11 protein-coding genes are annotated in these 12,372 nt (G+C 46.8%); 5 read left to right on the top strand and 6 right to left on the bottom strand.

The window, feature by feature from the left end; translation table 11 throughout:
* The first annotated feature begins 23 nt into the window (after positions 1–23).
* The 5 genes from B9T62_RS17525 (at position 24) to B9T62_RS17500 (ending at position 5,413) form a co-directional block, all read left to right on the top strand.
* Positions 24–584 (top strand): DNA topology modulation protein, encoded by a 561-nt coding sequence (locus tag B9T62_RS17525; protein ID WP_087916450.1) that lies wholly within the window; start codon positions 24–26, stop codon positions 582–584.
* On the top strand, positions 556–1,278 hold the full coding sequence (locus tag B9T62_RS17520) for an MOSC domain-containing protein (protein WP_087916449.1): 723 nt from the start codon (positions 556–558) through the stop codon (positions 1,276–1,278). Before B9T62_RS17525 ends, B9T62_RS17520 begins: the two co-directional genes overlap by 29 nt.
* Before the next feature lie 76 nt (positions 1,279–1,354).
* The gene (locus B9T62_RS17515) at positions 1,355–1,861 is read left to right on the top strand and encodes an SRPBCC family protein (protein WP_087916448.1); all 507 of its coding nucleotides are present in this window, start codon (positions 1,355–1,357) and stop codon (positions 1,859–1,861) included.
* A gap of 484 nt (positions 1,862–2,345) precedes the next feature.
* On the top strand, positions 2,346–3,695 hold the full coding sequence (locus B9T62_RS17510) for a serine hydrolase domain-containing protein (RefSeq protein WP_245864483.1): 1,350 nt from the start codon (positions 2,346–2,348) through the stop codon (positions 3,693–3,695).
* A 746-nt stretch (positions 3,696–4,441) separates the two neighbouring features.
* Complete coding sequence (locus B9T62_RS17500) at positions 4,442–5,413, top strand: alpha/beta hydrolase (protein ID WP_087916446.1); 972 nt, start codon at positions 4,442–4,444, stop codon at positions 5,411–5,413.
* A gap of 70 nt (positions 5,414–5,483) precedes the next feature.
* Here B9T62_RS17500 and B9T62_RS17495 read toward each other — a convergent pair whose 3' ends face one another.
* From B9T62_RS17495 to B9T62_RS17470, 6 genes are all read right to left on the bottom strand, one after another.
* On the bottom strand, positions 5,484–6,461 hold the full coding sequence (locus B9T62_RS17495; RefSeq protein ID WP_087916445.1) for an alpha/beta hydrolase: 978 nt from the start codon (positions 6,459–6,461) through the stop codon (positions 5,484–5,486).
* 182 nt (positions 6,462–6,643) lie between these two features.
* Positions 6,644–8,011: a sensor histidine kinase gene (locus B9T62_RS17490; RefSeq protein ID WP_087916444.1), complete on the bottom strand. Its 1,368-nt coding sequence runs from the start codon at positions 8,009–8,011 to the stop codon at positions 6,644–6,646.
* Positions 8,008–8,682, bottom strand: a complete 675-nt coding sequence (locus B9T62_RS17485) for a response regulator transcription factor (RefSeq protein WP_087916443.1) — start codon at positions 8,680–8,682, stop codon at positions 8,008–8,010. The genes B9T62_RS17490 and B9T62_RS17485 overlap by 4 nt, the downstream gene beginning before the upstream one ends.
* Before the next feature lie 85 nt (positions 8,683–8,767).
* Positions 8,768–9,409: an ABC transporter ATP-binding protein gene (locus tag B9T62_RS17480; RefSeq protein WP_087916442.1), complete on the bottom strand. Its 642-nt coding sequence runs from the start codon at positions 9,407–9,409 to the stop codon at positions 8,768–8,770.
* Positions 9,406–11,055, bottom strand: a complete 1,650-nt coding sequence (locus tag B9T62_RS17475) for an ABC transporter permease (RefSeq protein ID WP_087916441.1) — start codon at positions 11,053–11,055, stop codon at positions 9,406–9,408. The genes B9T62_RS17480 and B9T62_RS17475 overlap by 4 nt, the downstream gene beginning before the upstream one ends.
* A 3-nt stretch (positions 11,056–11,058) precedes the next feature.
* A complete protein-coding gene (locus tag B9T62_RS17470; protein ID WP_087916440.1) occupies positions 11,059–12,156 on the bottom strand; it encodes a Fe(3+) ABC transporter substrate-binding protein in 1,098 nt (365 codons plus the stop codon).
* Positions 12,157–12,372: the final 216 nt, after the last annotated feature.

Genomic DNA, 12,372 nt, shown 5'->3' with positions numbered 1-12,372 from the left:
GCAGTTATGAAATAGGAGGAAATATGAAGCGAATACTGGTTATTGGATCAGGCGGAACAGGCAAATCCACGCTGTCCGGCAAGCTTGGTACTATAGTTGAGCTTCCGGTGGTCCATTTGGATAGCTATTTCTGGAAGGCTAATTGGGTCCCTACCCCCAATGAAGAGTGGGATCAGAGGATTGAACAATGGACTAACGAAGACCGCTGGATCATAGATGGTAACTATTCAAGGACGATGGATGCGCGAATCAAAAGGGCGGATGTTATTATATTCCTGGACCTGCCACGACTGCTATGTATGTACCGGATTATCAAACGGCGGGTGATATATCATAAGAAGAGCAGACCGGATATGAATGGTGAATGTGCAGAGAAATTAGATTGGGAATTTATAAAATGGGTCTGGAATTATAGAAAAAGAAGCAGAATGAACACCTTAAGGAAACTTGATCAGGCTAAAGATCATCAGCAAGTCATTATTTTAAGAACAAGAAAACAGGTCGCCGAATTCGTGCAAAGCCTTGTCAGCAGCCAGAGAATGGAGGAGTATGATCGTGCAAGAAACGGTGGGAACCATCCGTGAAATAAATCGCTATCCGGTCAAGTCATTTGCGGGTGAAGGATTGGAAGTCTGTGAGGTAGAAGCTTATGGAATGCTGGGTGACCGCTTCTGCGCTTTCTATGATGAGAGCAAAACAGGCTGGAAGCGTTATGTTACAGCCAGAAACATTCCCAATATGCTCTCTTATCAGGCGCAATTTAGAGATGGAGAGATCCGGGTCACCTCAGCAGACGGGCGGACATTCGGCTGGGACAAGGAGCTGCTGGCAGAAATTCAGAGTCAGACCTCAACGGATGTGTCCATGTCTGGAATCAAAGCAACCCACCCCGAGCATCCGCAGCTGTTATCCGTAGATGGAGCCAGTATTCTGTTGATTACCGATGCTAGCTTAGCCAAGCTGCAAGACATGTGGGGCAAATCTTTGGATCAGCGCCGGTTCCGCGGCAACTTTGTGGTGGCTCTGAACGACGAATCCCTGGATGAGGGGAATTGGATCGGGAAGCAGCTCTGTATCGGAGATGTGCAGCTCCGGGTGGACAGCTATTGTAACCGGTGCACTGTGATTACGATGGACCCTGACACACTTGAACGAGACCCTTCCTTGTTGAAAAAAGTAAATACCGAGTTTGGCCTGCACTTCGGTGTGTATGCTTCAGTTGTCACAACAGGGAAGATAAGCGTTGGGGACAAGGTGGAATTAGTGGAATCGGAATGAAAATTCCGCTTATTTGGAAGAATATGTGTACAATCAAAAGATGTATTAAAAAATTCAGCTTAGGAGGACATCCGGCATGTCAACGAAAGAGGAGAGCAATGAATTGGTAATTACCAGAGAGCTCGCGGCACCGCGCGATCTGGTGTTCAAGGTATGGTCTGAGGCTGAGCATCTGAAGAACTGGTGGGGGCCTACAGGCTTCAAGTTTAGCGTTGTGAAGCTGGATTTCCGTCCAAGGGGTGTATTCCACTACAGAATGCAAACCCCAGACGGTGACGAGACGATGTGGGGCAAGTTCGTCTATGTTGAGATGGAGCAGCCGGAGAAGATCGTATTCGTCAACTCCTTTGCCGATGCGGAGGGCAACACGATCCGCGCGCCGTTTAGCGCCGTTTTTCCGCTCGAAATACGCAACGAGGTTACGTTTACAGAAGCAAACGGTACAACAACGATGACTCTGCGCGGCGGGCCGATTCATGCTACAGATGAAGAGCAGCAATTCTACGTGGGCATGTTTGAATCCATGAAGCAAGGCTTCGGAGGAACGTTCGACCAGCTAGAAGCCTATTTGGCCAAAATATAACCGCTGCAGCGTCATCTTCCGCTGACGGTTCCCACATAACGAAATGTAGAAGGCAGCCCTGGGACCTATAAAGTCCTAGACTGCCTTTTTTGGTGCACATTTGTGCTGCGGATGATGGACGGCCACGGCATGTATGATATGCCAGGATAAAGTTGACATCAGGTTAATATTTCCATACGCTTGGTGAATGGAGCTCAGCACAACATCGCTGATATTTACAATCAGGTTGGAGGCCAAGAAATGGTACCAAAGAAAAATATATGGAAGAACAACGGATTAGCTTGACGGAGGAAGGTCTATGGAATGAACACTTCTCGGCGTTCTATGAGAATAGCCTGCAGCAGCTGGATAACGGAAATATCAGTAAGTATGATGTGTGAGGATGTGAGTTGAACAAGTGAATTACGACTGTGGTTATCCTGAGCATAAGGGGATTCCTTCCCGGGCATTACTCGAGTTTTTTCAGGGATTGGAGAAATCGAGCGTGGAACTTAACAGCTTCATTCTAATGCGGAACAACCAAAGGGTGGTTGAGTTCTATAGAGAACCTTTTGAGAAAGACGGGATACAAGCATTATACTCTTTAAGTAAGACGTTTACAGCTATCGCAACAGGTATTGCCATCGATGAGGGGGTGCTGGAACTGAGTGATCCGGTGGTTTCTTTGTTCCCAGAGCAATTACCTGAGGTCGTTTCCGAGCATCTATCCAAGATGACTGTCCATCACTTATTGTCAATGAATACAGGCCATCATATGAACACTTACCCTGATATTGTCAGCCAGCAGGATTGGGTTCGGGCCTTCTTATCCTTAGAGGTAGCGCATGAGCCAGGAACCTATTATCTGTATAACACTCACGCGACATATATGCTCTCGGCCATTATAGAGAAGGTTACAGGTCAGAATTTGGTTGATTATTTAATGCCGAGGTTATTCGAACCGCTTGACATAGAAAGACCTGTCTGGGAAAAATGTCCGTTGGGCATTACAGCCGGGGGAATGGGCCTCAATATATCCACAAGCTCGGTAGCCAAATTCGGCCAAATGCTGCTTCAGCAAGGAATGTACAATGGGAAACGAATCGTGTCTGCGACATTTATTCAGCAGGCGATCTCCAAACAAAGCGATAACAGCAGGGATGAAGGCCGGATTGACTTCGCCCAGGGGTATGGCTATCAGATCTTCCGTTGCCGGGAAGGGTGTTATATGGGGAATGGGGCATTTGGGCAACTGTGCCTGGTAGCGCCCCGCCAGAACCTCGTTATTGCTGCAACCGCAAGCTTCGCAAGTATGAAGAGGTTACAAGTGTTGCTGGATCATTTCTATGAAACGATATTCTACTCCGTGTCAAAAGAATGTAGTGATTTCGATTTAACAGATTACCATGAACTTGAGTCCAAGCTGTCTACCCTGAGCAGCCCGTTTGTAGAGATGAAATCAACGGCTAGACCTTTCTATGATAGGTTTGAGAAATCTTACCACATGGAGCCAAATAACATAGAGATAGAGCGAGTACAGTTAACCATAGATCCGGAAATCCTTCTGGAGATTCAGCAAGCAGGAACCCTTAGATCTATAACAGCACAGGTGGAAAGGGTGACAAGGTATAACACTTTTTTCAAAAAAGATTTGGAGCTGCATCTCCAGCCCGTATTCACTAATGCAAGTTGGATGGGTCCACAGACTCTAAAGATCATGTTGAAGTACATAGAAACTCCTTACGAAGAAGTCTATATCATCAACTTGGAGGAAGAATCGATAAGGTTAGAGTATTCGATTAATGTTTCGTTTACTGCGGATCATTATCTGGTTGAAGGCAGAGCGTTGATTTGAAACAGCTGGAAGGTGGCGAACCCAATGAATATTAAGGATACGATAGTTTTAGATTTGCGCAGCTGCAAATAAGTTAACCACTACACCCATTCCTCGCCATCCAATCTCCGGTTGAAATATGAGATGATCTGCTCCGCAATAACTGCGGGGTATTCGATGCCTTGTGTGGCACAAATCTCTGCTGTATCCTGCTGGAATAGAAGCATGCTTTGTTACTACTTAGGTTCCCTAGCCCTCTTCGCTCGTAACCCTCGCTTCGATTTCAGACGGTTGCGGACTCAGGAGCCTCTATTTGCTGTACATAGGCCGTTTTGCAGGATTAACGGACCCATGAGCCTCTATATCACAGAAAACCCTCGCTTTAGAGCCTGTTTTGACGACTTAGGGGCTATACGGTCCGTAAGACGTCAAAAGATCGCAGATAGGAGGAAATAGGGGCTATACGGTCCGCTAGAAGCAGGTTACCTAGTTCAAGGGCTTGGAGTCTCGCGGGGGCCTGAGTAGTAACCATGCTTTGCTTCATTGCCGTCTCCATCTCGTTGAGGTCAGCCCTTGTGAAATAGGTTAACAGATGCTGCTGTTTGTCGGCAGGCACACAATGTTTCACTTTGCTCTCCCACGCTCCCCAGTCCAGGGTATCATAGTGGCTTAACAATACGACAATGAATTAAGCTGGAATTAAGATACTGTTGTCGCTTAGTTAAGATTGATTATGTACAATATGAGGCATAGAAGGAGTGAGTGGAATGAAAAAATGGCGTAAAAGATTAAAAAGGACCCTTCTATTCGGGGGTCTGGCGATTGTACTTCTACTGGTTTCAAGCTTGGTAGTTGAACAGGTGAATACCCGTAAGGATCTGAAATCGTATACTCCCAGCGGCAAGCTGTACAATGTGAATGGGAAAAACATGCACCTATATACCGGCGGTCAAGGTGATGTGACGGTTGTGCTCGCTTCCGGGTGGGGCACGGCCAATCCGTATATTGATTTCTATCCGCTGTATGACAAGCTTGCTCCACATGTTAAATTCGCCGTGTACGACCGATTCGGCTATGGGTATAGCGATACGACAGACAAGAAGCGTGATGTCGACACCATATCCAGTGAAATACATCAATTGCTGCAGGAATCTGGCCAAAAGCCGCCTTACGTGTTAGTATCACATTCACTGGGTTCTTTGGAAACGATCCGGTTCGCACAGAAATACCCTGATGAGGTACAAGCCATGGTGATGCTGGATAGCGGAAGCCCGGAATTTTATTATGATGGGGTGGATGTTCCAGCCAGTGGAGGGTTTGGCAAACAGCTGCTGATACATACTGGAGTGCTGCGGATGCTACTCACCTCTGATAGTATTCTAGAGAACTCACGTGCAACTCGCAACGGCTTAAAGTTTGTTCCAGATGAGCTGAAGGCGATGGACATTAAGGCCACATTGCTTAAGCTCTCTAATGCTAATATCGATGACGAACTGGCTCAACACCAAGCTAATGCGAAGATTGTATTGGATCATAAACAGACTTTCACTTTCCCATTCACCGTGCTGACCTCCGATTACTTCGGAAAGAGTGAAGAGGACTGGACTCAATCCCAAGCAAAATTTCCATCCTGGTCCGTACAAGGCAAGCAGGTGATGATTAAGGACAGCGAGCATTATATTCATCAATTTCACCCTGATCTGGTGGCAGATGAGATTTTGGCTGCGGCGAAGCGTTAGGTTATGAGTGAACTGACAAAAAGGCCCGTGTGATTAGTCACACGGGCTTATTTTCCGTTTTATTTTGAGTTTATTTGATTTCTTCCATAAATCCCCTGAAGCCCTGAGCGATTTCTTTTGATAGAGTATGGTGTAAATAATGTTCTCCATCCATGGTTACCACTTTTCCGTGTACAGAATCTTTGACCTGCTCTTCATGCAGGGGTATCCATCCTTTAACGCCTGTGTTATTCGCTTGTATAAAGAAAATAACAGGAAGATTTTGAGGGAATGTTAAATGTTGAGCCCCTTTAAAATTAGAAGAAATATGTTTCATTTCATTTAAGGTAGTGGCATTATTCCCGTTTTTATTCGATATCATTCTCATTTGTTCTTTGGTTTGATCATCAAATGATAAGGAAGCATAGGGGTCTCCGCTTACTTTCTTGATCATTCTTAAGAGACCTGATTTTTTGAGGAAATCAAACGTTTTTAATGGGAATTTAACATCCATACCCGGTTGTGTTGGAACACTGCTATCGATTCCGACAAATGCACTCACTTCGTTAGGATATTTGTTCACATAATCCAGTCCATAAATGCCCGCAATGGAATGACCCATGAGCGTGTAACGATCAATATTAAGCTGCTGCAGAGCTTCATGAACTTCACTTACAATATTCTCCGTGCTTCGCTCCTTGTCGGTTTCATCACTTAATCCATAACCGAAAGGCTCAACCACGACAACTTTGTAAAATGGCGATAGCTCGTCCACTAGCAGCTTGAAATCAAGAGCTGGTGCCGCTGTGCCATAACCAGGTAAGAGCACGACGGTTTCTTCGCCTTTTCCTTGAATCATCACATTCATATTTTTCCCATCTACAGGGACTAACTGACCATAGGATTGAATTTTACCTTGCTCTGATTTGTTGCTGATCATATTAACGATAAAAACAATGGCTAGAAAAAGTACCATTAGTGCAGCTATAGCTCCTATGGATTTCAGTATAATGCGAAGCGGTTTACCCATTCTCTTTTTCATTACTTCTTCTTGTAGTTCCACATTCATCTTCTCCTGTCTCCATCTCTTTATTGGGCTACCTTAGGCGGGCCGTTACAGCAAAGCTTACACGACAAAGATGTACTCCCTGTGACGACAATATGAACGGAGTATGAACAAGCAAAAAAATGCTACGGAGTCATTAGGCGAGATAGCTTGCACATGAATCGTAGCATGAGGAATGAATCTAACTAATCTGTTGGCGTTGTGGTGGGCAAGGTGACAATAACGCTCGTTCCTCGACCCGGTTCGCTTTCCACTCGGATTTCACCTTGATGAAGCAATACGATCTGTTTAACAATGGCAAGTCCCATACCGCTGCCTTCAAATTTACGACTGTGGGAACGATCAGCCTTAAAGAACCGTTCGAATATACGCTTCTGATCCTCTAGGGAAATCCCAATGCCAGTGTCGGATATACGGACGGTCACGTTTCTGATGTCTTGTGTGATGCTGACATCAATAACGCCTCCATCCTTGGAGAATTTGATGCTATTGCCGAGTATATTGGTCCATACCTGATTTAACAGGTCATGGTCAGCCGTTAGGCTAACTGCTTTCAAATTGAGCTCGAAACGGATGTTGCGAGCTGACCATTGTGGCTGGATTGCCACGATGACCCGTCTGATCTGTTCATCAAGGCCGAACTTGACCAGCCGTAGCTGCTGTGACTGAGATTCAAGCAAACTTAGCTTGAGCAGGCTATCGCTCATCTTGGACATCCGAGCCGCTTCAGCGATGATAATATCGAGATAACGGTTTCGTTCGTTCTCTGCGATGTCTACTTGTTTGAGCGCTATAGCATAACCGGATATCGAGGTGAGCGGCGACTGGACTTCATGCGACACATTGGTTACGAATTCCCTGCGCATCTGCTCAAGCTGCTGTAGATCATACATCATCTGTTCGAAACTGCGGGCCAACGTACCCAGCTCACCCTTTTGTTTAATATTCAGCTTGACGTTGAAATCTCCGGCTGCAATACGTCGGGTCGCTTGTGTCAGCTGTTTAATCGGTCTGATCAGGAACATGGCGGCAACCAGAATCAATAAGCATCCTGCTATCAACGAATAGGCCAAGAAAGTATAAATCCACTTGACCAGAAAAGATGCGGAAGAGGGGGTGCTCTGTTCTACAAACATCGCTTTCATCCCCATTTCCGTCTTCATCGGCAGCCCTAAGAGGATAGGATTAAGACCATTCGTCCTGACTTGAAAAATTTGTCCATCCAGGACTTGCTTTACTTGTTCCTTCGTTATAGTGGAAGCAGGGTGTTCCCTAGGCTCTCCGTAAGGTTGAAACTGACCCGTTTGTTCGTAAATTCGAATGTAATAGGAATTGAGCTGCTTCATTTCACTGATGAACGAGTCCGCTTCACGTAACGGTAATGTCTCGTAGATCCGGACGATGTCCTGGCCGAAGTCAAGTAAGGTGATTTGCAAGTTTTCGTTCAATTTATCTTCATATCCCCAAGTGGCCACCAATAAAGCAATGAGTGTGCCCCCGATCACGGACACCAGATATGTCAGCACAACACGTATATATAAGGATCTGATCATTCGTACACCTCAAGCCGGTAGCCAAGCCCACGCACCGTCTCGATACGAAAATCGGGTGTAGCCGCGAACCGTTCGCGCAGGCGTTTAATATGTACGTCTATCGTTCGATCATCTCCAGCGTAATCAATCCCCCAAATTTGATCGATCAACTGCTCGCGCGTATAGACTTGTCCGGGTGTTCCAGCGAGCTTATACAGCAATTCGAACTCTTTGAGCGGCAACGTGAGCGACTCCGACCCTTTCATCACCTTATAGGTCTGCCGATCCAGGATGATGTTGCCGAACTGGATCGTCTGCGTGGAGCCAACCCGGTATCGCTTCAGTAGTGCTTTCACACGAGCTGTCAACTCCAACGGATCAAATGGTTTCGTCAAATAATCATCTGTCCCAAGCTCGAAACCCTTCACTTTCTCCCATGTTTCGCCTCTTGCAGTCAGCATAAGTAAAGGAAGATCAGGATTGGCTCTTCGCAGCTCCTTGCATAACGTCCAACCATCCATAATCGGCATCATAATATCGAGTACGACAAGATCGACACGCGTCGAGGCGTAGACGCTCAATGCTTCCTTGCCGTCGGCCGCTTCGGCTGTTTGAAATCCGTCATTGCGTAGAAACAAACAAACAAGTTCGCGAATGTTCGCATCGTCGTCAGCAACCAATATAGTAGGCATTCGTTTCCTCTTTTCCTGTTGTCCATCCTAACCATTATACTAAAAAGGTGCAACAAGGTGAAAGAGGGAGACATATTCAATGTGTTTAAGATTGTAAATGTATGGACCGGTCACTGATTGCTTCGACATCCTCCCAGTCATGCGTAACGAACAAGCAGGTCATTTCCGCTTTCTTTAGTATCGTCAGCAGCTCGGAACGGATCGAGTCTTTCAGCCCCGCATCAAGGTTGCTGAATGGTTCGTCCATCAGTAGAATTGCCGGCTTCTGCGCCAGTGCCCGGGCAAGGGCCACCCTCTGCTGCTGGCCGCCGCTGAGCTCATGGGGATAGCGTTCTTTATAATCGGTGAGATGCACAAGCTCCAGCATTTCCTCCAGATGTTTGGCTCGCTCTTTTCGCGGAAGCTGGTGAAGGGCAAACTCAATATTTTTACGGACACACATATGAGGAAACAGCGCGTAATCCTGGAACACCATACCTACTCCGCGGCGCTCCGGCTGGACAAAGGTGCTTTCATTGACTACAGGCAGTCCGTTAATCCGGATTTCTCCTCCTGCTGGAATTTCCAGGCCCGCGATCAGCCTCAACAGCGTGCTTTTTCCGTTACCACTGGCCCCGACGATGCCGACCGTTTCCCCTTTTTCAATGGAGCAGGAGAACTGATCAATAACCGGGGCGTTTCCCCGTCCGTAAGAAAACGAAAGATTGCTGATTTCTACTAGACTCATTTGTCCCACTTCCTGTCCAAGTGATGCATAATATAAACCGAGATGAAGCTGATGCAGATAATCAGCAGCGATGGGATGGATGCTTTGAAAATCTGTTCGTCGTTAGCATATCGGTAAGCTTTTGTAGCCAGAGTCTCGAAATTGAAAGGTCTTAATATTAAAGCAAGCGGCAGTTCCTTGCAGATTTCCACAAAGGTTAAGATGCAGCCGCTCATTACAGCCCCCTTGATTAACGGCAAATCAACGCTGAAAAATGTTCGCGTCAGGCCATGGCCCAGCATCCTCGATGCTTCCGTGAACTTCCGCCCTGTTTTCTCAAAGCCTACTTCCACGGCATTGTAACCAGTAGCCATAAAGCGGATCACATAACCCATCACCAGCATGGCCAGGGTCAAGCTGAGCACCAGTGGGGTTCCGTTTAAAGCAAACCGGTGATGAATGACAGCCCAGCCTTTATCCATCTGAAGGAACACGACCAACACACCGATGGCGATAATGGCTCCGGGCATGGAGTATCCGGCTGTTACAGCTCTGGAGAGAAACAATGAAGCAGCAGAACGCGAACGGTTCGCCGCCGCGACAATGAGTGCGAACACCATGATGATGAGGGTGGAAACCGCAGCTACGGATAAGGTCTGGTAGAAGAGGTAGATAAAGTCTGCGTTCCACACGGCATCGAAGGTCCAGACGGCCCATACAATCAGCTGCAGAAGAGGAAAGAGGAATGATGCACAAAAGACCAGCATACAGAAACCGGCTGCAGTCATTCCTTGCATTCCTGTAAGGCGTCTTGGCGTCAACGGCTTGGTTGTGCTCGTCGTTGAGCTGTAGGCCCGCCGTTTGCGAAGCAGCATTTCCACAAAGAACAGGCCTATCACAATAACCATCAGCCAGGCAGCAAGGCGCATGGCCGAATCGACATCATACATTCCGAACCAGGTCTGAAAAATCGCCGTAGACACCGTCTGGATTCCAAAGTAACTCGTAACCCCGTAATCGCTCAGCACCTCGAATATGACCAGGCTGACGCCGCCTACAATGGCCGGACGGGACAGCGGAATCGCGATCCGGATAAAGATGGACCAACCGTTTCTCCCAAGCAGCCGGGCATTTTCAATATAGGAAGCGCTCTGTCTTTCCAGGAAAGATTTAGTGATCAGATAGACATAGGGAAACAGAAACAAGGTGAACACAATGACCGCACCCCGCATGAAGGAGAACGTGATCAGTTCCTGATTGGGTACGATCCCCAATTGATTCCGCAGGGTGGTCTGAACCACACCGGTGTAGCTGAACATTGTGCTGTACGTAAAGGCCGCTATATAAGGAGGAACCGCCAAAGGCAGCACAAGTGCCCATCTGAAGAATCGTTTACCCGGAAAATCAAACACGGCTACCAACCAGGCTAGCGTCACCCCAAGTATTGCCGTCAGCACGGCAACAGTCAGTGTCAGTTGAATCGTTTGGCTGAAATAATCCTTGATCAGATACTTTCTGATTTGTACCCAGTTTTGGTTCGGCGCATCAAAAATCGAAAGGAATACGAAAAAAATAGGCAGCAAAATGACTGCTGCCCCCGCCAAGCTCACGATCCGCCACACGCTAAAACGTCTTTTCATTTGTAGCTTGACAGTGTTTAAGTTCATATATTATTTCCAGCCTGTTTTGTTCATGATTTCAATAGCTTTGGCATTGTAAACGCCCAGTTTGTTAAAGTCGATTTGCTGCGCTTTGAAGGTTCCCCACGATTTGAGCAGTTCAGGCAGTTCTGCCTCAGCATTTACCGGGAACTCGTAGTTCTCATTGGTAATCATGGTCTGAGCTTCGGCACCGGTCAGGAATTCGATCAGCTTCACAGCATTTTTCGTATTTTTGCTGTTCTTAATTAAGCCAACGCCGCTGATGTTTACATGAGTTCCTGTTGTGTCCTGGTTTGGGAAAAATATACCGATGCTTTGACCGACTTTCACTTCTTCGGGATCATCCGAATTCAGCATCAGGCCTACATAGTAAGTGTTCATAATTGCAAGATCACCTACGCCGGCGGCGATAGCCTTGGCCTGGTCACGATCGTTTCCTTCTGGAGTGCGAGCCAGGTTGGCGACCAGACCTTTAGACCATTCCTCAGCCTTCGCTTCACCGTTCAGTTCAATGAAGGAAGACAGCAAAGACTGGTTGTACAAGCTTGAAGAGGGTCTGACCAGCACTTTGCCTTTCCAAGCCGGGCTAGTCAGGTCCTCATAGGTGGACAACTGCTCCGGTTTTACGCGATCCTTGGAATAGACGATGACACGGGCGCGTGTGGAAAGACCTATCCATTGATTGTCAGGATCGCGGAGTTCCTTCGGCACGTTGTGGTCAATGATTTCGGAAGCTGCAGGCTGGAGTAAACCAGCCTGCTTGGCGTTGTTCAATACGCCTCCGTCAACGGTAAGGAACAAATCTGCCGGTGTGCTTTCTCCTTCACGCTTCAGACGTTCAATCAATTCCTCGGCCTTGCCGTCAATTACGTTTACTTTAATTCCGGTTTCCGTAGTGAATTTCTCATACAGAAGAGCGTCTACGTCATAACTGCGGGCGGAATATACATTCACTTCCTGCTCAGCAGCCTGTGCAGTCGCGGTCGGCTGGCTCTCTCCCGAATTCGTAGAGCTGGCATCTTTTGCATTGTTTGCGCCGCAGCCTGCCAGCAGGCCGACAGCCATGATCCCTGTAAGTAATGGAGCCAGAAACTTCCGATTCATCATCTCAAAATATCCCCCAAATAATTAATGATTATCATTCTCATTGAAGGCTATCATAACTTTAAATATTTTATCGTGTCAATACAATAATTTTGACATATTAAATTAAAGGTATTGCAAGCACCACCTTGGTTAAGGATAAAAAAAGTGCCTGATTCGTAGATTACTGAAACACATCCATAGTATAGTATGATAAGACTATGACTCTAGGCAATATTT

This window comes from Paenibacillus donghaensis (genome assembly GCF_002192415.1).
In the GTDB taxonomy this organism is placed as follows: Bacteria; Bacillota; Bacilli; order Paenibacillales; family Paenibacillaceae; genus Paenibacillus_AQ; species Paenibacillus_AQ donghaensis.
This window is presented reverse-complemented; position numbering and strand designations above follow the sequence as displayed.

Bases quoted from the DNA above. Each gene is read 5' to 3' on its own strand.
- B9T62_RS17525 (WP_087916450.1), top strand. From the start codon at position 24: ATGAAGCGAATACTGGTTATTGGATCAGGCGGAACAGGCAAATCCACG.
- B9T62_RS17515 (WP_087916448.1), top strand. From the start codon at position 1,355: ATGTCAACGAAAGAGGAGAGCAATGAATTGGTAATTACCAGAGAGCTC.
- B9T62_RS17500 (WP_087916446.1), top strand. From the start codon at position 4,442: ATGAAAAAATGGCGTAAAAGATTAAAAAGGACCCTTCTATTCGGGGGT.
- B9T62_RS17495 (WP_087916445.1), bottom strand. From the start codon at position 6,461: ATGAATGTGGAACTACAAGAAGAAGTAATGAAAAAGAGAATGGGTAAA.
- B9T62_RS17490 (WP_087916444.1), bottom strand. From the start codon at position 8,011: ATGATCAGATCCTTATATATACGTGTTGTGCTGACATATCTGGTGTCC.
- B9T62_RS17485 (WP_087916443.1), bottom strand. From the start codon at position 8,682: ATGCCTACTATATTGGTTGCTGACGACGATGCGAACATTCGCGAACTT.
- B9T62_RS17480 (WP_087916442.1), bottom strand. From the start codon at position 9,409: ATGAGTCTAGTAGAAATCAGCAATCTTTCGTTTTCTTACGGACGGGGA.
- B9T62_RS17475 (WP_087916441.1), bottom strand. From the start codon at position 11,055: ATGAACTTAAACACTGTCAAGCTACAAATGAAAAGACGTTTTAGCGTG.
- B9T62_RS17470 (WP_087916440.1), bottom strand. From the start codon at position 12,156: ATGATGAATCGGAAGTTTCTGGCTCCATTACTTACAGGGATCATGGCT.